Origin of the sequence: Pseudomarimonas arenosa (genome assembly GCF_014841215.1) — a bacterium.
GTDB lineage: Bacteria > Pseudomonadota > Gammaproteobacteria > Xanthomonadales > Xanthomonadaceae > Pseudomarimonas > Pseudomarimonas arenosa.
The window spans coordinates 55,490-78,176 of sequence record NZ_JACYTR010000019.1 but is presented as its reverse complement, the minus strand read 5'-3'; the positions used below and the strand labels follow the sequence as shown (position 1 = coordinate 78,176).

General features: G+C 63.6%; 13 protein-coding genes. 6 read left to right on the top strand and 7 right to left on the bottom strand.

What is annotated here, in order from left to right:
- Positions 1-237 precede the first annotated feature (237 nt).
- Entirely contained in the window at positions 238-783 is a 546-nt protein-coding gene (locus IFO71_RS11060) for a GrpB family protein (protein ID WP_192029690.1), read from the top strand.
- A gap of 344 nt (positions 784-1,127) precedes the next feature.
- On the opposite strand, the gene IFO71_RS11055 is transcribed toward IFO71_RS11060, so the two are convergent.
- Entirely contained in the window at positions 1,128-1,958 is an 831-nt protein-coding gene (locus IFO71_RS11055; RefSeq protein ID WP_192029689.1) for a DUF4097 family beta strand repeat-containing protein, read from the bottom strand.
- 428 nt (positions 1,959-2,386) lie between these two features.
- Between IFO71_RS11055 and IFO71_RS11050 the strand changes: the two genes are divergently transcribed.
- From IFO71_RS11050 to IFO71_RS11035, 4 genes are all read left to right on the top strand, one after another.
- Complete coding sequence (locus IFO71_RS11050; RefSeq protein WP_192029688.1) at positions 2,387-3,844, top strand: ferritin-like domain-containing protein; 1,458 nt, start codon at positions 2,387-2,389, stop codon at positions 3,842-3,844.
- On the top strand, positions 3,841-6,051 hold the full coding sequence (locus tag IFO71_RS21845; protein WP_225444554.1) for a hypothetical protein: 2,211 nt from the start codon (positions 3,841-3,843) through the stop codon (positions 6,049-6,051). Before IFO71_RS11050 ends, IFO71_RS21845 begins: the two co-directional genes overlap by 4 nt.
- Positions 6,035-7,408 (top strand): radical SAM/SPASM domain-containing protein, encoded by a 1,374-nt coding sequence (locus IFO71_RS11040; RefSeq protein WP_192029687.1) that lies wholly within the window; start codon positions 6,035-6,037, stop codon positions 7,406-7,408. Before IFO71_RS21845 ends, IFO71_RS11040 begins: the two co-directional genes overlap by 17 nt.
- A 694-nt stretch (positions 7,409-8,102) precedes the next feature.
- On the top strand, positions 8,103-9,467 hold the full coding sequence (locus IFO71_RS11035; protein WP_192029686.1) for an NAD(P)/FAD-dependent oxidoreductase: 1,365 nt from the start codon (positions 8,103-8,105) through the stop codon (positions 9,465-9,467).
- A 25-nt stretch (positions 9,468-9,492) separates the two neighbouring features.
- Here IFO71_RS11035 and IFO71_RS11030 read toward each other — a convergent pair whose 3' ends face one another.
- Together IFO71_RS11030 and IFO71_RS11025 are read right to left on the bottom strand one after the other, a co-directional pair.
- Positions 9,493-11,886, bottom strand: coding sequence for a polyamine aminopropyltransferase (locus IFO71_RS11030; protein ID WP_192029685.1), 2,394 nt, complete (start codon positions 11,884-11,886; stop codon positions 9,493-9,495).
- Positions 11,887-11,894: 8 nt separating this feature from the next.
- The gene (locus IFO71_RS11025; RefSeq protein WP_192029684.1) at positions 11,895-12,638 is read right to left on the bottom strand and encodes a protein-L-isoaspartate(D-aspartate) O-methyltransferase; all 744 of its coding nucleotides are present in this window, start codon (positions 12,636-12,638) and stop codon (positions 11,895-11,897) included.
- 370 nt (positions 12,639-13,008) lie between these two features.
- On the opposite strand from IFO71_RS11025, the gene IFO71_RS11020 reads away from it, so the two are divergent.
- Positions 13,009-13,506 (top strand): hypothetical protein, encoded by a 498-nt coding sequence (locus IFO71_RS11020; RefSeq protein ID WP_192029683.1) that lies wholly within the window; start codon positions 13,009-13,011, stop codon positions 13,504-13,506.
- Between the two features lie 7 nt (positions 13,507-13,513).
- Here the strand turns inward: IFO71_RS11020 and IFO71_RS11015 are convergent, their stop codons facing one another.
- From IFO71_RS11015 to IFO71_RS11000, 4 genes are all read right to left on the bottom strand, one after another.
- Positions 13,514-14,116 carry a DUF924 family protein gene (locus tag IFO71_RS11015; RefSeq protein WP_192029682.1) on the bottom strand — a complete coding sequence of 201 codons (603 nt, stop codon included), beginning with the start codon at positions 14,114-14,116 and terminating at the stop codon, positions 13,514-13,516.
- 31 nt (positions 14,117-14,147) lie between these two features.
- Entirely contained in the window at positions 14,148-15,182 is a 1,035-nt protein-coding gene (locus tag IFO71_RS11010) for a GGDEF domain-containing protein (RefSeq protein ID WP_192029681.1), read from the bottom strand.
- 166 nt (positions 15,183-15,348) lie between these two features.
- Entirely contained in the window at positions 15,349-20,535 is a 5,187-nt protein-coding gene (locus tag IFO71_RS11005; RefSeq protein ID WP_192029680.1) for a DNA repair ATPase, read from the bottom strand.
- 76 nt (positions 20,536-20,611) lie between these two features.
- Positions 20,612-22,654, bottom strand: a complete 2,043-nt coding sequence (locus IFO71_RS11000; RefSeq protein ID WP_192029679.1) for a flotillin family protein — start codon at positions 22,652-22,654, stop codon at positions 20,612-20,614.
- Between the last annotated feature and the right edge of the window lie 33 nt (positions 22,655-22,687).

Sequence of the window (22,687 nt, the reverse complement as noted above, 5' to 3'; positions counted from 1 at the left end):
CGGCTACACCGACTGCAGCAGGCGCTCTGATCCGCCGAGGCAGCCCACCACGTCTGCCGAGCGGGCTCAAAACGTCTTGACTCGCAGCACGTTCAGCGATTCGGCGAAGGGCCGACCGATTGCGGAATCGAAGAACCACCTGACGCCATCGATCGTTGGGTAAGATCGACCGAAATCGCGTTTCGCGGGACGAAGTCCGACAGGCTGCTAGCCAGGCTTGGTCAAGCGGGGGGCGAGGTGACGCTGAGCGGCTGGCATACCGAGTGGGCGAATGTGTTTGAACAGGAACGAGGACGGATGCTCACCGTGCTCGGGAACCTTGCATTGAGCATTGAACATGTCGGCAGCACTGCCATCCCCGGCGTGCCGGCCAAACCGATCCTGGATATTGTGGTTGGCGTGGACAACTTCGAAAGCGCGACCGCCTGCATCGAGCCGCTGCAGCTCATCGGCTATCACTATCGCGGCGAATACGGTGTTGCGCGACGCCACTATTTCGTCAAGGGCGAGCCGCGCACCCATCATCTGCATATGCTGGAACTCGACTCTGAACAGTGGCGGCTGCTGATCAGCTTTCGCGATCTACTGCGTGCAGATCCGGCGCTGGCGGCGAGCTATGCCGAGACCAAGCGGGTCTTGGCGGATCAATTCGCCCATCAGCGGCAGGCGTATCAGCAGGCCAAGGATGAGTGGATTGAGGGGCTGTTACGTGAATTGAAGCTCGAGGACCCTCACCGCACCCCGGCCGCCAGGCGTGCAAGCACCGGGGACAGGGTGAAGTGAGACGTCTCTCTTTCCATGAATCGATGCTTTAACTCATTGATTCGCCGAGCCAGCGCTTTACACCCCTGCCCAGCCCTCCCCGAACATCGGGGAGGGAGTTCCGGGGCATCAACCGGTGCGGCGAAAGTCGGCGCACATCGATCTCTCCCCAAGGGGTGAGGCGGGCTTCGAGCAGCATCGCTGCGAGCCGCCGTTCGGGCGTCAGCCCGTCGTAGCGACGAAGTCGCCAACCGCCATCGCGCAGGCATGCGCGATGGCCGGAGTGCGGGGCGGGGGTGAGGATCGGGCAAAGCCACGCGCGCGGCTACACACCGAAATGCCAGCGCCAAGGTGGACCTTTCTGTTCAGCGCCGCATCGGCACGTCAACCCGGCCGCCAATATCGCTATGGCTGATATCGCCATTGGTATCCGCATCGACGATAAAGTCGCCCCGCACCTTGCTGGCCCGAATGCCGCCACTGCTGTCGCTGCCGACGGTAGCATTGCCGCCGATATCCTTGAACACGATGCCGCCGGAGCTGTCGCGGCCGACTTCGGCGTTCTTGCGGATGCCGCTTAGTTCGATATCGCCCGAGCTGTCGACCCGCACCAGAGCATTACCCTGCACGTCATCGATCTCGATGTCACCGGAGCTGTCATTGGTTACCTCGACATTGCCGGCGACGGTGCGAATCTCGATATCGCCAGAGCTGTCCGCGACTTCCACCGAGCCGCCAATCTCACGAATACGGATATCGCCTGAGCTGTCCTTCACCTTGACCGCGGCCACGGCATGGATGTCGATATCACCTGAGGAATCGCGCAAATCGAGTATCAGGTGAGCGGGCATCACCACGGTGACATCGATGTAGGCAGTGTCCGAGCCCCAGCCGCCCTCCAGCTTGGGGATCTGGGTTTGTGCCTCGACCCGGTCGCCGCTGGTTTGCCCAAGAAACTGAATCTGATCGAGCAATGCCTGGCTGCTGGCACAGGCGCGGCCGCGCAGTTGAATCTGGCTGGCCTTGGGGTCGCCGCGCACCTCCAGGTCACCGGCACCAACAGCCAGGGCCAGGGTGACGGCCTGGCCGGGTGCGATATCGAGCGCGCGCTCGGCGCGGTGATCGCAGTCGCCCCAGGCGAATGCCGAGCCGGAGGCCAGCAGCAGACAGGCAGTGAAGGGCAATTCGATGCGCATGAGCAAGCTCCCTCTAGGGTCAATGGTGTTGGTTGGATGCCGTTGGGTGGGAAAAGGTTTAACAGGCTGTCGAAATACCTCCACCCTGGATGGTTTTCAGCGCAACCGCTCAACAATCCCAGAATACTCGTCCAAAGGTGCCGGACATCAATGACGTGCGTGGGTGAATTCCGAGTGCGCCGCGCAACAACAGGCTGCTGAAATGAGTACTTCAGCATTGTGCTACGCATTGAGGCGCATCCGACAGGGACCGTGCCCACCTGACCCATTCGACTCGCATGTCAATCAAACGCTGCACTGTGCCGTTGTTCACTACGGCCGACCCGGCGAAACGATTCCGCTTCTGGCACACTCCCCTCACGCGTTTCCATCCTCGGGCGATCGATGCCGGGGAAACCTTGAGTTCAGGCCATGCGCTGGGGGGCGACATGTCGAGTGCTGATACTGGGTCACCGCGTCACCGTCGTTTGGAGCTGCCCTTGCTGGCCAGCCTGGAGCAGGACGATCACCGCCATCCACGCGGCAAGCCGGATGAGATCGGCTGGCGCGATTACGCCGCCTTGCTCGCTCACATGGGCGCCGAGATCGAGCACGCGCTGATGGTGCAGTACCTGTACGCCGCCTGGTCGCTGGGTGGCTCGCAGGTGCCAGAGGCCGACCGCGAAGCGGTACGGGCCTGGCAAGACACCATTCTCAGTATCGCCAAGGAAGAAATGGGCCATCTGATGACGGTGCAGAACGTCATTACTCTGATTGGCGGCAGCACCACCTGGGATCGTCGCGACCTGCCCTGGGACAGCGCTTTTTATCCGTTTCCTTTCACTCTCGAGCCGCTGACCCTGAAGGCGCTGGCACGGTTTGTCTATGCCGAGGCGCCGCCGGACTGGCGCGGGCCGGAGGCCGAGGAAATTGCCCGCCTGATCGGCGCGCCGGTGAAGTACCTGCAGGTCAATCAGGACGAATTCCACCACGTCGGCAAGCTGTACAAGCGGCTGATCAAGGTGCTCAGCGATCGGCACTGCGTGCCGGATAGCGTATTCGACGAATACCGCTTCTTTATTCAGGCCGACTTTGCCGGCTGGGCGCGCAATCATGGCCGACCGACCGGTGAGGGCCAGGTCGGCTGGGATACCGATCCGCCACCGCGCGACCCGCGCACCCCGCCGCAACGGGTGGATATGTTGATCGAGCCCTGCGCCACCCGCGATCAAGCCGTGGCGGCGCTGCAGCGGGTCGCCGAACAGGGCGAGGCGCCGCACGATCCGGATGAGCGCTCGCACTTCCAGCGCTTTCTCGGCATCTATCGCGACTACAAGAAGCGCTTCCCTAACGAGGCGCCTGTGCCGTATCGCAATATCGCCAGCAACCCCAGCACCTTGCGCGACACAGAGGACGGCAACGGCAGCCGCATTCGTCACCCGCGCACACGCAAGCTGGCCGCACTCAGCGATCTGCGTTACCGCATCCTGCTGTTTTGTCTGGCGCAGTATTTCCGTTTGGCCCGCAACCCGCAGCAACACCAAACGCCGGGCGCCATGGCCAGCCTGCTGCAGCACAGCTTTGTCGAGATGTACGCGCTGAAAGGCCTGGCCAATCGGCTGATGCACGCCCCGATGACTGAACGCCCCGATGCACTGATGGCCGGGCCACCTTTCCAGCTGCCTTACACTCAGGCCCTGGCCCTGGATGCCGCCGCCGATTGGACGGTGCAGCTGGAACTGGTCGATACCGCCCTGCTGCTTTCCGCCGAGCTGAAGGCCAGCGCCGAAGGCGAGGAGCGCGACTATTTCGCCGCCATGATCGATGCCGATCAGCGCTGGCGCGATGCCTTGCTGGCCTTTCAACGCAATGCCAACGCCGTCCTTGCCGCAGGAGCCCTGGCATGAAGATCGACGATCTGCGCCTGTTGCCACCACTGACCATCGCCCGGGTTGGTTCGGCGGAATCGCCGCTGGACAACTTCCGCCTGATACCCGATCCGGACAAGCCGCTGGAACTGCCGCGACTGTGCCGTGATCGCACCCTGCTTACCGATCGCGCCAGCGGCAAGATCATTGGCGAACTGGCGCCGAACGAGCAGCCGATCGCGTTCAAGCAGGACGGCAAGATTCGACCGGTGGCGCCATTTATCGAGCTGTATGCGCGGGTCGGCGACGATCAGCAGTTGCGCCCACTGACCGAGGCCGACCTCAAAGCCGCCGGCCTTAGCCTGCGCTGGCGGGCCGTGGTCGGCAATAACAAACTGTTCCGCCGCACCAATGATCCAAACGACAAGATCCGGGCCGAAGTGAGCGCCGCGGGCGATGATCATGCGCCACAGGCCCTGCTCGGCGAATGCGCCAATTTCCTCCAGGGCGAACAGTACCGACTGCCGTTTGGCGCCCTGCAGCTGATCGAACCGAATGCCGAGCACCCGCAGCTGCGCCTGCGCTTCTGGCCCAGCAATGGCGCGGTGTACGGCAGTACGCCGCTGACCGAGGAGCAACGGCGCGAACTGAAGATCCCGCCGGTCTGGCACACCGCGCGCTACGAAGTGCCGCCAGAGCGGGTGTTCTACGACAGCCAGAAGGGCAGCTGGCATGGCTACCGCGATGACGATGAAACCCTGAACACCTTGTCGCAGGGCCTGTACGCCGCCTATGGCAAGGCGCCGTTCTTCAATTTCACCGACGACCCGCAACCCAGCCGCGGCATGTTCGATGATATCTGCGACGGCTACGTCGAGGTGGAACTGGTCGATAAGAACGACTGTGTGGTGCACAGCGCCCGCGGCAGGGTCTGTTCAGCGCCGCCGATCTTTGCCCCTGATGCGCAGTTCGTACGTCGCCTGGCCGACGATCTGCTGCAGGCACTGGAAGGCCCGGAACACCCGCAGGGCGCGCGGATTCCGCTGGCCGAGGCCGAGTCGATCGTGCGGGGCGCATTCCAGACCGTGCAGTTCATGAACATCGCGGTGCTCAATGGCGACACCACCCGCGGCCGACCGAATCGCGCCGACACCATGCCGGCCGATGATTCCTCCGATTATCCGCGTCCGTTGGCACCGGTGATGGCGCCGCATGCGGTCGATACCTATGCGATTCTGGCTTTGCACCAGCAGCTGATGGCGACCATGCAGAGCGGCACGCCGGCCTGGTTCTCGCGCCTGATGCGCTCGCCCGATGCCACCGGTGACCTCAGCGATCAGGGCCGACGCAAGATGCCGGCCCTGATGTCGGGCGCCGATACCAATTACCTGGCCCTGACCCGGCGCCAACTGAACACCCTGCAACGCGCCGGCGAGTGGACCCTGTTCGATGACGACGCAGCACCCAAAGCCGCCGCGCTAAGTCCGCGCAATCGCAGTGCGCAATTGCTGTATCAGGGCGAGTTCAACTCTTTCGTCAGCGTGGTCAGCTCCTCGGTGGGCAATTGCTGCCCCGGCCTGGAACTCGATTTCCGCAGCGCCTGGCGTCGGGTGCTGTGCGGCATCACCCTGGTCGAGCACAACAACTACGTGGTGCAGGCCGACCCGGGCCTGGAGCAGCTGCTACATCATCGACTGCTGGAGGTCGATGGCCATCCAACGGTGGCAATGGCCCATGGCCCCTCGGCCGATGGCACCGGCGATGAGGCCTACTCGCCCTTCACCATGGAATGGTCGAACACCTTTGCCCTGATCCTGCAAAAGGCCGGGCAGAAGGTGCCGTGCAAATTTAGCGCCGAGGTGGCGCCGCACGAGCTGAAGCCGACCCATCAGAAAACCATTACGGTGGAACTCGAAGTTCGGAACTTTTTCGAACCCGACTCGGGCTTGATCAGCGATGCGATCGCCGAACCCGGCGAATTGACCCGCGGCCTGTGCTCGCCGTGGCAGAACGACTTTCGCGAATGCGTCTGCTACTACTGGGCTTCGAGCCGGCCCGACTACATCAACCTGGAACCGGCCGAAAACGGCAGTCGCGGCGACAACTGGATGAGCAAGGTACGCGATGGCGAGTATGTGATCGACGATTATCAGGATCAGCGCCTGATCGATTACGCCGACCTGTTCGCGCGCTGGGAAGAGGTGCTGAAATTCCAGATCGGCGGCCGCGATGCCCCTGAGCCCTGAGCACGGCCTGGCCGCGCGCTCGCGGGCCGAGCGCGCGATCGCGGCCAGTCGACCACAGTCGGCCCATGGCCATCTGTTTCAGGGCCCCGATGGCGCGCAGCTGCTGGTCTGCAATGCCTCGCAGCTGTTCGATATCGCCGATCAGGCGGCCCAGGATTGGCACCAAGGCGACGACATAGAGCGCAGCACTTTGTTAAGTCGCTGGGGCGTCGACCCGCGTCGGGCAATCGACGATCGCGCACCGGAAGAACCGCCCCTGCACGCCCTCAGCCTGGCAGTGGCGCAGCGCTGCAATCTCGGCTGCCAGTACTGCTATGCCCAGCAAGGCGGTTTTGGGGCAGCGCCGAAAGCGATGTCTCTGCAGGTGGCGCAGCGTTCGGTCGACCGCTTGCTGACCGACGCCGCGCCACTGGGCAAGGCCAATCTCGCCTTTATGGGCGGCGAGCCGTTGGCCAATCGCAGCGTCCTGCACGCTACCACGGCTTATGCCGCCGAACGTGCTGCGGCGGCCGGCATCGCGCTCAGCTTTTCCATCACCAGCAATGGCACCCTGATCCGCGATGACGATATCGAGCTGTTCCAGCGACATCGATTCGCCGTCACTATCAGCCTGGACGGCGACGCCGCCGAGCACGACCGTCTACGGCCGTTTCCGAATGGCCAAGGCAGCTACGCGCGCATCCTGCAACGCATCGAGCCCTTGCTGGCGCGGCAGGGCGAGATGCAGGTGTCAGCGCGGGTGACGGTGACACCGCACAATCTGCCCACCCCCGAGGGACTGGATGCGATGCTCGGCCTCGGCTTTCACAGCGTCGGCTACTCACCGATGCTGCATGCGCCGAACGGCCAGATGGAAATGGGCGCCGACGATCTGCGTGTGCTGCTGGGCCAGATGATCGCCTGCGCCGAGCACGCCGAGCAACAGCTCGCCCAAGGTCGACGTTATGCCTTTGCCAATTTGATGAACGCCCTGCGCGAACTCGGCCGCGGCACCCACCGCCCCTACCCCTGCGGCGCCGGCGCCGGCTATCTCGGCGTGGATGCCGAGGGCCAGTTGGCCGCCTGTCATCGCTTTGTCGGTGATAGCAGCGCCGTGCTTGGCGATATCGAGGATGGCATCGATCGTGGCAAGCAGGCGAACTGGCTGCGCCAACGTCATGTCCACGCGCAAAGTCCATGTTCAAGCTGCTGGGCCCGCTATCTTTGCGGCGGCGGCTGCCACCACGAAGTCATCGCCCGCGGCCGCCCGGCCTGCGACTACATCCGCGGCTGGTTGCTGCATTGCCTGGGGGCCTGGCTGCGACTCAACCAAACACCTCGTTGTAGGCCCTCCGCCCTGGCGGGGGATTCGTGCTGAACTTGTCGATGCAGGGGTTGAGAACAGAGAGCGTTCGGGAATCCGAAGGCATCTCCCCCTACCCAGGAACCTCGCTACGCCAAGCCCCTTCTTATAGCCCCTCCCCCCGGGCGGGGGAGGGGTTGGGGAGAGGGGGAAACCGGGGCACCGAAAACACTTCCCCCTACCCAGCCACCTCGCTACGCCACGCCCCTTCTTATAGCCCCTCCCCCCGGGCGGGGGAGGGGTTGGGGAGAGGGGGAAACCGGGGCACCGAAAACACTTCCCCCTACCCAGCCACCTCGCTACGCCACGCCCCTCATAGCCCCTCCCCCCGGGCGGGGGAGGGGTTGGGGAGAGGGGGAAACCGAAGCGCCGAAAACACTTCCCCCTACCCAGGCACCTCGCTGCGCCACGCCCCTCATAGCCCCTCCCCCCTGGCGGGGAAGGGGTTGGGGAGAGGGGGAAACCGGGGCACCGAAAACACTTCCCCACACCCAGGCACCTCGCTACGCCAAGCCCCTTCTTATAGCCCCTCCCCCCTGGCGGGGGAGGGGTTGGGGAGAGGGGGAAACCGGGGCGCCGAAAACACTTCCCCCTACCCAGGCACCTCGCTACGCCAGCCCCCTAGGCGGAGAAAGATCGGCTGCCGAACCCCTGCAGCCTCCCCAACCATCGGCAAGGGAGTTCCGCGGCGAGCAGGCGGTCTGCAGCCTTGACTGCTCGACCCCACTACGACCTCGTGATCCTCGGCGCCGGCCCGGCCGGCAGTGTGTTGGGCCTGCGCTGTGCTCAGCTTGGTCTGCGCAGCCTGATCGTCGAGCGCGAGCCGTTTCCTCGGCCACGCCTAGGCGAGTCGATCAGTGCCGGTTGCCTGCAGCAGCTGCAGTCGCTCGGTATCGGCGAGGCCATCGCCGCACTGCGCTTTCCTGTCGCCGATGAAATCGGTATTCGTTGGGGCAGCGAATGGCAGACTCGGCACGACCCATACCCTGGCCTGCTGGTCGATCGCGGCGCGTTCGATGCCCTGTTGCTGCGCATGGCACAGGCGCATGGAGCCGAGGTCTGGCAGCCCGCGCGCTTGCTCCATCGAAGCCAGATGGAGCAGGGCTGGCGACTCAGGCTAGGCCATGACACAACTCAACGCGACGTTCAGTGCCGCTGGCTGATCGACGCCAGCGGCCGGCAGCGCGCGCTGCGACTGCCGCTGCGGCATGTCGGCGCCAGTACCTGGGCAATGCATGCCGAGTGGCCGCAACTGCCGCCCTCGCCACGGCTGGCGGCAACGGCACAGGGCTGGCTGTGGCGCGTCCCCTTGCCAGCCGGCATGAGTCGGATCTTTGTGTTCAAGGACGCGACCGAACTACGCCGCCAGCGCGCTGCTTCATCCTTGGCAGCAGCGTATCGGCAAGCGGTTGTCGACAGCGAGATTCTCGATCAGGGCGAAATCTCGGCCGATCATGGACGCGTGTTGGCGGTCGATGCCAGCGCCGCGCAGATCGACTGGCCCCTGCCTGACGGCCTGTTGGCGGTGGGCGATGCAGCGTTGCAGATCGATCCGCTGGCCGCCAGCGGGGTGCAGGTGGCGATCCAGACGGCCCTATTGGCCGCCCTGGTACTGAACACCGCCTTGCACTATTCGGCAGACCGCAATGCGGCCCTGGCTTTTTATCAGCAGGCATTGTGTGACACTGCCAACCGACACCGGCGCTTCGCGCAGCAGCACTATGCCGCAGCGGGCATCAGCAGTGCGTTCTGGCGCGATCGCTCTGGCACGGAGCTTGAAACCCAGGACACGCATGCAGCCGCTTCGCCGCTGGAGCTGCCGCGCTGGCTACAGCTGGGTGAGACCACACACTGGGAAGACGCGCCCTGCGCCCTGACCGATCGCATCGCCCTGCGCCCTACCCTGGTCTGCACGGACAATGGACAACGTGCCGCCTTTCTGGGCGGACGTCTGCTACGCGATCTGTTTCCACTGGCGGGGACAAAGGTCCCCAGCACTCAGCTGCCCGGCGAGGCGGTGGCCAACTTGCTGCGCAGCGGTCTATTGCGTTCAGCCTTGGCCGGTGCCGATTGAAGACGTGCCGCACTCGCCGAAGCGCTCAAAACCGCGACCACGCCGCCAGCACATACAAGCCAGCGGCAATCAGCATGATCACCGAATAGCCCCAGGCCATGGCCAGCACCACGGCCAGCAGGGCACTGATCACCGAGGCCACGCCATTGATGCCCCAGGCCCAGGGCACCAGGGCCGGGGCATGCGTGGCGAGGCGGCTGAGGCCGAGCGGAAACGGCAGGCCGAGCAGAAAGGCGCAGGGCGCCAGCAACAGGCCACCGCTGAGCGCGCGCGCCCACACCGGCCAGTTCGCGCTGAGGGCAAACCAGGCCGGATGCAGCCACTCGAACGCCAGGATGGCAACGGCGGCACTTAACGCCGCGATACGCCGCGCCATCGGTCGGGTCGTCCAACGTTGGGCAGTGGCACTGCCCACACCGGCAAACCCCAACAGCCCGGCCAGAACCAGGGAGGCCGACCACAGCGGCTGACCAAGATACAGCGTGTAGCGCGACAGGGCGGCGATCTCGAAGAATAAGAAGCCGAGGCCCAGGGCGAAGAAGTACGCGGCGGCCGGCCAGCGGCGCAGTGCCGAGGTCGATGCACGGGCGGCGCGCGGCAACCAGCGCAGTGGCAGCAAGATCAGCAATGCGGCCAGCAGGCTGGCCTGGACCAGGCCCGCCAGCACCAACAGATAGCCCGAATCGAGCAGGGTCGCGCCGCCCTGGGCGCGCAGCCGCCATAGTACCGGCAGGGTCTGCCAGCGAAAGTAGTTGTGAAAGAACGGCCGCTCATCCTTGGCCGGGCGAATATCGAACGCATACTCGGCGATGAACCGCTCGGCATCTGCGCCCAGCACAGCCCGCACCGCCTCCCTTAGCCTATCGTTCGATTGCAGATCAGACAGGTCCAGACCGGCCAGATGAACCGTCTCGAAGGCGTAGCGGCGGCAAAACGATTGTGCCGCGGCCTGCTGCTCGGCGCTGAAGGGCCGACGCCCGATCAGCAGTACGCTGGTCTGCCAATCGCGGATCAGCAGCAGATGAGCCGCTGGATCGCTGACACCGAGATCGCGCAACGCTGCCACGGCAGTGGCGATCAGCTTCAGACTGGCCCGCGGCGGGCTTTGCTCCCAACGGCTGATACTGATCATGCCGTTCGGTTGCAGCCCATGCCAGGCCGAGCGCAGCGCCTCGATGGTGTAAAGAAAGGTGTCCGAGGCCGCCTGCACCCCGCCGCCAGCGCCGATCGGACTATCGGGCGGCGGCAACACGATCAGATCGTAGCGCCGCTCGGCCCGATCGAGCACGGCACGCGGATCAGCCACCCGGCGCTGCACTCGCAGGTCAGCGATCAGCGCCGAGTAAGCCGGCGAGCCAGGCGTATCCAGCCAGGCCGCCAACTGAGCATTGGGTTCCACCAGCTGCAGCGAGCGTGCACCGCCGCGTAAGGCCTGCCAGCCGGCATCGCCGCCGCCTGCGCCGAGGATCAATACGCTGGGCGCGCTGAGTAACTGATACGGCAAGGCGGCGGTGGTTTGCTCCAGGTAGCCCAGTCGATCGACATCGACCACCTGACTGATCGGACTCGGCCCCTCGCCATCAATGAACAGGCCCAGCTGAGCCACCGGCTCGCGGTCAGCCAGCATCGACAGGCCGGCCACCTGACGCAGCGGCACCTCGGGACTGGCCAGCAGATCCAGTACACCGAGCGGCCCGGCTTGACGCTCGAGCCGCTCGGCGCCCGGCAGTCGCAACGTGGCGCTCAGCCCCTTGTAGGGATTGGGTTCCACCGCGGTCCACGATGGCGGCAGGAGCAGCAGACCCAGCGCCAACAGGCTGCTGCGCCGCGCGATCGACAGGCCGGCACTGCCCAGCCAGGCGCCGAACACCGCCAGCAGCCCGAGCGCAGGCAGCCAGTGGCGTAGGGGCAAGGCCTGCATCAGCCACAGCACGCCCAGGGCGCCGAGACCAGCGCCGAACAGGTCGGCGGCATACAGCCGCGGGATCGCCGCACCATAGCGAATAAAGGCCAACCCGAAGCAGGCCGCGGCGCAGGCAAACGGCAGGCTAAGGCAGAGATAACTCAGCGCCAACCAAGCCAGCTGAGCCGGGTCCCAGATCAGCTCCAGGCCGTTGAACGGCCAGCGCTGGGCGATCGCAAAGGCGAGCGGCATGCTCAGCGCAAAGGCCACCGCCAACCACGGGTACAGCCAGTCAAAACAGCGCCCGAAGGCGGCGCTGCGCAAGGCCAGCAGGCTGCCGCTCAAACCATGACCGAGCAGGGCCAGGCTGACGATCATCGCTGCGAACCACTGCCAATGCAGCACGGCATAGAAGCGCATCAGCACGATTTGATAGGCCAGGGCGGCCGCTGCGATACAGGCAACCGACAGCAGCAGACCGATCGGCTGCGCAGGTCGGGCCGGCGAGCTGTCCATGATTCAGTTCACTCGCGCTCACCGGTCAGGGGTACGAAGCGCACCGGCAGAATTCTTTGCGTGTGCAACTCGCCCGCCGCGGTCTTCTCCACCTTGATCAGACTCTGGGTCAGGAACGGTGCGCCGACCGGGATCACCAGTACGCCGCCCGGTTTGAGCTGGCGAATCAGCGGCGGCGGCACTGAATTGGCTGCCGCAGTAACGATGATGGCATCGAAGGGCGCCGCTTCCTGCCAACCGTAGTAGCCGTCGGCATGGCGCAGCTCGATACTGCGGTAACCAAGTTCAGGCAGGCGCTCGGCCGCCTGCTTGGCCAACGGCTCTATGATCTCGATACTGAACACCTTAGCATCGAGTTCAGCCAGGACTGCAGCCTGGTAGCCGGATCCGGTACCGATTTCCAGCACCCTATCGCCGGGCTCGATATCGAGCAGGTCGCTCATCAAGGCGACGATATAGGGCTGCGAAATGGTCTGGCCATGGCCGATCGGCAGTGGTCGATTGGCATAGGCCACCGTGCGGTACTGCTCGGGTACGAAGGCATGTCGCGGCACGCGCTGCATGGCCTGCATGACGGGCTCGGAGAATCGACTGCGGCCTGTATCAAACGCGGTGCGGCGGGCATCGGCGGCGATTTCGTCCAGCATGGCGCGCCGCCCTGCCGCATACTCGCGCGACTCGGCGCTGATCGCACTTGCGGTGGCCAAACTGCTGCACAGCAGAAGCCACCAAACGCTGGATTGGAGGTTCATGTCGCCTCCCTGCAGCCGCGACCTACTCCGTCGCCGGTACTCAGTGTACTCGGGTATGCAACCGTGATCGATCGGCGGCGCAGCCTCGTCCAACCAAGACCACAACCGCAGTTAGGTTGAACGGCATGTTATTAACAATCAGCTTGCCGTTGGCTTGACTCTGGGTGCGATAGGCTTGCGCTGGCTGCTGAGTGCTTTCAGCAGCTGCAGTCGCGAGCCACGGATGGCGCGCCAAAGGAATCGAACACTCAATTGTTTGTTTGCTTCCCTTCCAAGGCGATGCGGCTTTGCCGCAACTGCTTGCGCTGACGAGCTCCGGGATGGACGGCGCTCAGCGCCCTGTTGAACCAAACGAAGAAAGGAGACCCGCATGAAGATTCGCCATGTCTACGCCACCCGTTCGCTGGCCGATGGCGTGCGCTGCGTGCAGGCCGCCCGGCAACTCGGCGCCGAGGATCGCGATATCGGCCTGATCACACGCAGTGAATCATTGGACAAGCTTCCAGCAGAATTGAAGGAAAGCTCACCGACCGACATTCGTCCCGCGATGGCGCGCGGCACATTGGGCGGTGGCGCCATGGGCCTGGTAGCTGGGCTGGCAGCAATGGCGGTGCCCGGTCTGGGTCTGACCATCGTCGGCGCCGGCCTGATCACCCTGCTCGGCGCCACCGTCGGCGGTTGGTCGGCGGCCCTGGCCGGTGCTGGCGTACCGAATGAGGTGCATCGGCGCTTCGAGCAGCGAATCGAGCAAGGCGAAGTGTTGCTGGTGCTCGATATGGATGAAGACCGCAGCCAGGAATTCGATCAGGCGATGGAAGGCCTGGGACTTGAACATATCGACTATGAGGCCAACGCCAGTCTGGCCTGACTCCTGCTCAGAACGAGGAACCGGGCTGTTGCAGAAAATCCAGCTCCTGCTCGGTCGACGCCCTGCCTAACACGGCGTTCCGATGTGGGAATCGGCCAAAGCGCTGAATGATGCGCTGGTGCTGGCGGGCGAAGTCGAGGTAGCCCTTGAAGGTTGACTGCGCGGCGGCCGGCACCTCGCTGACCAGGGCTTCGAACAGTTCGACACTGCGATTCTGCAGTGCGAGATCCTCGGCGTGTTCCAGCGGCAGGTAGAAGAAGGCGCGCTGGATCGGCCGCAGGCGGCGATCGACGCCGTGCATCAGACCCTCCAGGCAGAACCAGCGCGCCACCGGATCAAAATGGAAAGCCATCGCCTGGTCACGGTAGACATTGCGCGGAAATTGATCAGTGAGCAGGATCAGGGCCAACAGGCCGCGCGGCGAAGTTTGCCAATCACTCAGCCGCCCCGCCTCGGCATCCGGCACCAGGGCTCCGAAGCGTTGCCCAATGTCGGCATCGACTTCGGCATTCTTGCCCCACCACAGTGAAGCCTGCGACTTGGCTATGGTCACGTCATCAGCGTGATCGCCAAACCAGTAGTTCAGAATTTGCTCGATCGCCTCCGCCATGGCATCCGCGTCCCCTCATGAAATAGCCGGGCTAGAACAGGTCGACCGAACCCTGGGTGTGCTGGGTTTCGTCGATGTCACCGCGCTCGACCAGATCCTGATAGACAGCCACCTGATTGCGACCATGCTGCTTGGCGTAGTACAGCGCCTTGTCGGCCTGATCGAGCAGGATCGGCGTCAGCTTGCCCGGCACCAGTTGCACCAGCCCGATACTGATGGTGACCTGACCTACCTGCGGAAAGCGGAATGATTCGATCGATTGCCGCAGACGCTCGAACACATGCAGGGCGCCGTCGCGATCGACGTTCTGGGTGATGATGACAAACTCCTCGCCACCGAAGCGAAAGAGCAGGTCGGTATCGCGAAAACCGCGCTGCATTACCTGCGAGGCCAGCAGCAAGACCTCATCGCCATACAAGTGACCAAACGAATCGTTGATGCGCTTGAAGTGATCGATATCGACCATGCCGAGCCAGAACTCGCCGCGATGCGCGCCGATTCGACGATCGTCCTTGGCCCGTGGGCTTGCGGCGTCGAGTTGAAAACGATCACCGCTGCTGAACAGTTTGAACACGCTCTCATCGAAGGTCTTGCGATTCATCAGGCCGGTCAACTGATCACGCTGTGAGTAGTCGAGCAGGCCACAGTAGTTTTCATAGAAGCGCAGGAAGCCATCGATCAGTCGGGCGTCCTCCTTGGCGTCGCCAAACCGGTCGACCACTTCCAGGTAGGTGGTAAAGCCGCGCAGCTCGACCACCGGATACACCGACAGCTCCTGGCCGTCATCCAGTCGGCGCCGCACGCCCTGGCGCAATCCCATGCATTCCGCCGCCACCTCCAGGGTGCGCGCGCTGACCACCGGCTCGGCCACCACCCGCGGCCCGTGCTCAGCATCGCAGACCATCTGATAGCACGGCTGCCCGTTGGCGCTGAGCCGGAACAGCGACAGCACGGTCGGCGAGAGGATCTCCTGAATAGTGCGCAGCAGGCTGTATTCGAGCAGCTCGGCATCGCGGATCGAGGTCAGTTTGACCAGCTCGTCAAGCAAGTGCGGTGTGGTCTTCATCGAGTGCGCCCAGTCGGTACCCGGCCAATCCCAGCCACACTCCGATTGTGCCATGGACGGGCTAGCTTGGGGGCGAGGCCGGGACGCGCCTGCTGTCCGCGCCAAAATCGATGGCTTCGAGCCACCTTGCGGCGCGCCGCCCGAATCCCGAATCCCGAATCACCAATCACGGCTTCTTAGTCAGTCGCTTCAGCAACTCGATCAACACATCCTGCTGTTCGCTGCGAGTCTTGGCCGCCTCGACCAGGGGCTTGAAGCCAAGTTCCAGGGCATTGCGCAGACCGCTCAAGAACATGGCGCTGTCGGTGGCGGCATCGCGATTGAAGTTACGCGCCAAGGTTTGTTCGTTGACAATCCGTTCCAGCAGATCGGAAAGGTGCGACCAGGGCGGACTCGCCGCTGCTTCGACCGGCTCGCTGGCCTTGAGCGAGTTCACCCCCTGAACCAGATCGTGCAGCTGGGCCACCACCCGTGTGCCGGTGTCAGAATCGGCGCCGCCGATCGCCTTCAGCCGGCGGAAGTCGGCCTTGATCTGCTCCCAGCGCGTCTTGTCTTCAGCCTTTTGCGTGCCGAGCAGCTCACCGAGCTTGAGCAGATTCTCCTCGGCGCCATGGGTGAGCAGCTGCGATTCACCGAGATAGTGATCACGCACCAACTGATCGAGCTCGGCCTCATTCATCACCGCCGACACCTTTTCCGCCAGCTTGTTCATATTGCGGTAGCTGCCCTGCAGCTTGAATGCCGGCTCGGTGCGGTAGGCCTCGGCCTGGGCGGCACTGGCGATGTATTGCTGATTGACCTTGAACACCACATCACGCAGTTTCATCAGGCGACTCAGCACGGCCTCCATATCGCTGAGTTCGGCGGCGCTATAGCTATGCGCCAAGGCGCTGGCAGAAAAACCCTTGCCGGCAATCTTGTCGACCAGCTTGTACAGATCCTCGATGCCACGGGTGGCCAGCGGCGCCAGCACCGGGCTCGAGGTCAGACTGTTCTCGATATAGCTGAGCAGGAAGGCCTCCTGCATGCCGCCCAGCACGTCACCCAGGTTGTACACGTCGGCGCGGTTGGCCAGCATGTCGGGAATGCGGAACAAGTCGCCGGATTCGGTATACGGGTTGCCGGCCATCACCACGCAGAACTTCTTGCCGCGCATGTCATAGGTCTTGGTGCGGCCGCCGTACACGCCTTCGATGCGGCGGGTGGCATCGCAGAGCGAGATGAACTTCTGCAGGAACTCCGGATGGGTGTGCTGGATGTCGTCGACATACAGCATCACGTTATTGCCCATTTCCAGCGCCAGATTGAGCTTTTCCAGCTCCTGCCGGGCATTGGCATCGGGCGCCTGCGCCGGATCCAGCGAGCGCACTTCATGACCCAGCGACGGCCCATTGATCTTCATGAAGATCAGACCGAGCTGGTGCGCGGTGTACTCCATCAAGGTGGTCTTGCCGTAGCCAGGCGGCGAGATCAGCATCAACAGGCCCATCAGATCGGAGCGCTTGCCCTCGCCGACACTGCCCATCTGCTTGGCCAGGTTGTCGCCAATCAGCGGCAGGTAGACCTGATCAATAAGCCGATTGCGCACGAACGAGGTCAGCGGCCGCGGTTTGAATTCGCCCAGCCGCATGCGTTCGCGTGCCGTTTCCAGTTCGGCATGCCGTATCGACTGGAAACGCTGCAGCTGCGGCAGATAGTGCTGGCGGTGGTGGGCCAGTCGTGCGTCCAGGTCATCCACCGCAATTGGCAGTCGTCCTTCCTGAATGCGCTGATGCGCAGATAGCAAGCCCTGCACCTCGACACTGAGGTCGGCCTCGCTGAAACGATTCGGCAAGTGATCGGCGAGCAGAATCAGGGCTGCGGCCTCGTCGACATAGCGCGGCTCGCCGGCCTTGGGCTGACGACGCAACAAGGCGTTCAATGCATGGAGGATCAATTCGCGTTGCAGCCTGGGCAAATCCTGCAGTTCGGCGGCGCTCTGCAACAGATTTCGCCAGCCATCATCATTGGCCAGAGCCCTTTGCAGGGCATCGCGCAGGTCGTGCGCGGGGCGACTGAAGGCGAACTGCGGATGCGGCTCGGCCAGCACCTCGAACAGGTAGGCCGCTGCCTGCCGGGCTTGGTCCTTGGCAAAATCCAGCGCTTCAGCAGGCGCCAGCAAGTCGGTGGCGATCTCCTTAACCCATTGTTCGCAGGCCGCTCGATCGTCGAACTGTGCCCGCAGCCGGGCCGCCGCCCGCGCCCGTTCCGGCCAGCGCTTGCCGATGCCCTCGCGCAGCGCCTTCCAGGCATGCATGGCCAGGGCGCGCGCGCCAGGCGCAAAACGCAGTAGGCCGGCGGTTTGTCGCAGTGGCGCCCAGGCGGCCAGAATCCGTGCTGCATCATGATCGTGCAAGCCTTTCTCATAGCCTTCGCGATAACGCGCGGCAGCGAACTTGCGCAAGGCTTGCTCCAGCGCCGAGGCCTGATCCTTGCCCGGAATGAGCAGACCGGCATCGAGCCCCTCCTCGCCACGCTCGGCCGCCTCGAGGAAAGCACCAGCTAAGTATTCGGCACGCGACAGCTCGGCCGACTCCGAGGGCAGCGAGGCCTCCCAGAAGGGCCGCATCGAATCGAGCTGGTCAGCCTGAATCGGCTGGAAGAAATCGGTGCCGGTGAGATGCAGGCAGAGTCGCTCGCCGCGTGGAATCAGGGTGAGATCGAGTTCCTGCCGGTTGACACTGAAGCGGTGCCGACCCAGCCGGATCAGATTGCCACCGTCCTCGAACAGCTCGCTGGCATCACGCAGCCGACGCGCGGCCTGGTCGCGACAGGCTTTCAGCCGCGCTTCGATATCGTCGGCCTTGACGCTGTCTTTGAAGCCACGCAGGCGCTCGACCAGGTCGCGCAGCTTGAGGATCAGGGCGTCACCGGCAAAGAAACTGTTCAGCTCATCAGCGCCACTGAACTTCTCGGTTCGCCGCGGCAGACCATCGATGATGCGCACCGCGGCATCGTGCAGGCCCTGGGCGCGGCGCTGACGTTCATCGAGCAAGGTCTGCTTGTGCGACTCGAACGCCTCCAGCACTTCCTCGCGCTTGGCCAGGATGTCCTGCAGGAACTGCTCGTGTTCGCCGAACTGGCCCTCAAGCCCTTCCAGCTGCACCAACACCCTGGCCAACGCATCGTCGCAGGCCTCGGGGTCGCGGGCATCGGCCAGAGCTGCCGACACCGATTGCGAGAACAGATGGAACTGGGCACCGAACTGGGCCACCGCCTCGGCGCTGCCAAGCTGCTTGCGCTTGGCCTCGGCGCGGGCACGGATCTGGTTCAGCCGCGCATACAGGGCCGAGATCGCCTCGACGATGCGGGTACGCTGTTCGGCGTCATCCACCGGCAACCCGGCCAGCAGCTGGCTGAGCAGATCGAGATCGGCCGCGCTTTGCTTCAGCGCTTCGACCAGCTCACGCAACTTGGCGGCGTTCTCCGCCATGCCGAGCTGCTTCTCCTGAGCATCGAGTTGCGCCGCGAGGTCAGCCAGGGCTTCGGGCCGGTCGAGAAACGCGGCAGTGGACCTGGACAGCTCGTCATGCCAGGCCTGTAGATCGCCGCCCATGGCATCGATGGCCGCCACATCCATATAGCGCAACTCACGAATACTGAGCAGATGACCGCGCTGTCGTGACAGCCTGTTAAGGGCGGTGACAAAATCGGCGATCGCCTCGCAGCGTTCCGGCAGGCATTCGCGCTTGAGCTGCGATTGCAGGGTACGCGCCTCGGCCAAGGCGCGCTCGGCGGATGCGCGAATTGCCTCCACCTTGACGAACTCGTCGATCACCAGCTCGCTGCACTGGGCGATGCTGCGCACCACAGCAGCGGCCTGTTCACAGTGCGACTCGGCCAGCCAGTGATGCAGATCGAACAGCTTGCGGGCGTCGGCGATCAGCCGCTCATAGCGCGCCTGGGAGACCTTCTCCGCCTCAATCTCACGGCAGAGATTGAGCAGATTGGAAACACCACGCACCAATTCGGCATTGCCGATGCGGCCGGCAAAGCCCTGCTTGGCCGGCTGCTGGGCGGCGAACTCATCACTGCAGAAGGCGGTCTGCCAGATCTGCATCGGATGCACGCGGGTTGCCTCACTGCCCTGCATGCTGAACAACACGATCCGCCCATCGTCATAGCGGGCATAACCGTGACCGAACAGCGGTGGCTGCAGCTTGCGCTCGATCAGGTTGTAGGTGAACAGGGCAAAGCGACCGTCCTCGGGCTCGTAGAAGATGTACAGCACGTCCTCGCCATTGGGCGAGCGGATCATCCGCTTGAAGCGCATGCCAGCCATTGACTGCTCGAACTGGCGGTATTCGCCGTTCTGCAGCAGATAGCCGCCGGGAAAGACGATGCCGTGGTCCTCCGGCAATTGCACGCAGGCCTGACCGATGGCATCGATCCGCCGAACTTCGCGGGTCAGGGTGTTGTAGGCCAGATAGCGCGACTGGGTTTCGCGGTAGGGCAGGATGCGCAGCAAGATCAGGCTGCCGACCTTGGCGAAATCAACCTTGGCATCGTCCAGACTCTGGGTCTGGTCATCGACCGGCTCGCGATAGATACCCAGGCCATCATTGGTGTTGTTCTCGATCTTGACCGTGAGGTCGCCACCCACGGTTTCGACGAATACCGTATCGAGAATATTCAGATGCGGATGACGCCCCTCGACCGCATGCTCACGGCCGCAGCGGGTCCACTCGAAGTCGTAGTTCGGTGGCAGGGCGATATCGCGTTCGCCACGGTTGTCCACATAACGAATAGTTTGACCATCGGCTGAGACGCTCCAGCGGAACACCCGCACATCACTGATCCGATCGCCGATCTGGAAACTGGCCAGCAGCCACTCATCCTTGCGTACCAGTTGCAGCAGCCGGGTGTTCTTGTAGTAGGCGTACAGCTCCTTGAAATCGGCGACGAAGCTGGCCTGATCGAGGAAACTGCCCTTCAGCGCCTGCGGCTCGACATCGAAACCCTCTGTCCCCTCAACCAGTTTGTACAGGGCAAATACGTCGTCGACCTGGGTTTCCTTTTTCAGCCCGAGGAACACGTTGTAGCCGAACAGCAGACACTCCCCGACCTGGACCAGATCGCGCGGCACGCAATTGTGTTCGGTGCGCACCCGCAGCCGGCCGATCACCTTCAGCTCACTGCTGCCGAAGGCTGCCAGCCGCTCAGCATTCAGCGCCTCGGCCGCTACTTTCAGCTGACTGCCTTGATCACTCAGTCGCTTGCGCAAAACCTCATAGGCGCCACCCTCGGCCACCGCCTGATCGGTGATCGCGGTATCGACCTGTTCAGTGGCTGCAGATTTCTCATTGTTGGCCATGCGGGGTAGCACTCCGTGGTCCGGACTTGCTCAAGCTCTAGCCCCTCCCCCTGGCGGGGGAGAGGGGCTTTAAGCATTACTGCTCGGTATCGTTAGCCGACGGCGCTTCCGGCTTCTTCGGGGTGTTGCCCAGAAAGCGCTGCAGCAGGTCACCGACGATCGGACTGGAGCCGGTCACGCCCTCGACCATCTTGCCCATGCCCATGCCGCGGGCCAGGCTGTTGAAGTAGTCGCCGCCGCCGGACACGATGTCGACCTTGGCCTTGCTGAGCGCGGCGGCCAGCACATCGGCCTGTTCGCGGGCGATCTTTTCGTTCGCCTCGATGCCGCGCACGGTCTGCTCGAAGGTCTTTTCCAGCTGCATGCGGAACTCTTCGTGGGCGCGCGCCTTGTCGCTGAGCGCTTCCAGCGAGCCGAACTTCTCCGCCAGACCCTTGGCCTCGGCTTCGAACTTGGCCAGCAGCACCGCCGCCTCGGCATTGCCGACCTCCTGGGTGGCCTTGGCCTTGGTCAGCGCGACCTGTTCCTCGCCCCGCGCCTGCGCGCTCAGCTTTTCTTCCAGCACCTTGGCCTCGGCCAGACCTTCCTTGCGCCGCGCTTCGGCCTGCGCCTCGATCACATTGGCCTGGGCCACACCTTTGTCCTGCTCGCCGCGCGCCTCGGCCGCCATTTGCTCGGCGATCACCTTGGCCTTGGCCAGACCTTCCTTTTCCATCGCCGCCGCGGTCACTTCGCGCACCCGCGCATCGGCCAGGCCCGGCGCGGCACGCTCGGCCTCGATACCTTCGGCCAGCTTGCGCTTGGCTTCGGCCTGTTTGCCGGCGGCTTCCAGTTCGGCCTGAGCCAGGATGGTGATCTCGACCGACTTGTGCTTGGCCTTGGCTTCGTCGGCTTCGGCCTGCTTGACCTGCTTAACCAGCTCTTCCTCTGCCTTGGCCTGGGCATCAAGAATGGTGACCTGCTTCAGGCGCTCGGCTTCGGAGATTTCGCGCACTTCCTTGATCCGCTCTTCTTCCACTGCCACCGATTTTTCGACCACCACCCGCTCGCGGATGACATTGGCAATTTCCTTGCGCTGCTCTTCCAGGGCGCGCTCTTTCTCGATCCGCTGCAGTTCGACTTCGCGTTCGCGGGCGACTTCTTCCAGTGCCTTGGCGCGGGCGACCTTTTCGATCTCGATCACCACGGCGCGCTGGCGGTTCTGCTCAGCCACTTCAACTTCACGCATCCGATTCTGCTCACGGATATCGAGCTGTTCCTGGGTGGCGATGCGCGCCTGTTCGGCCTTCAGCCGCTCTTCTTCCTGCACGCGCAGGGTCTCGGCCGATTCGCGCGCCTGGATGGTGGCGATCTCACGCTGCTGCTTGGCTTCGGCATCGGCCTGCTGACGCGCCAATGCCAGCATCGATTCCTTGGTCTCGACGTTCTTCTTCTGGATCGCCAGTTCCTTGTTGCGCTCCAACTCATTGGTCACCACGTTCTGGGTGGCGGTGAGCTCGGTGATCTTGCGAATGCCTTCGGCATCGAGAATATTGTTCGGATCCAGCGAGGACTTCGGCGTCTGCTCCAGATAATCGATCGCCACGTCTTCCAGGATGTAACCGTTCAAATCGTTGCCGATCACCTCGATGATGCGGTCACGGAATTCCTGCCGGTTCTCGAACAAGGCAACGAAGTCGATCTTCTTGCCGACCGTCTTCAGCGCCTCACTGAACTTGGCGTTGAACAGTTCATTGACCGCGTTCTTTTCCGAGGCGCGATCGACGCCGATGGCTTTGGCCACCTTCAGCACGTCCTGCTGGGTCTCATTCACCCGCAGATAGAAGGCAACGGTGATATCGGCGCGCATGTTGTCGCGGCAGATCAGGCCATCCTTGCCGCGCCGATCGACCTCCAGGGTGATCAAGGAGATCTTCATGAACTCCTTTTTGTGGATCACCGGCCAGACCAGGGCACCGGTGAAATGCACCTTCGGCGTGGCGGTCAGATCGTTGACGATCAGCGCGGTACCCTGCGGCACCTTGATGTAGAACATCTTCAGGATGGCAAAGAGACTCAACACGCCGGCAACGATCACGCCGCCGACGGTAATGATGAGCATCAAAGTGGTCATGTCCATGCTTGACTCCAATAAAGGGCCAGATTTGCCGGC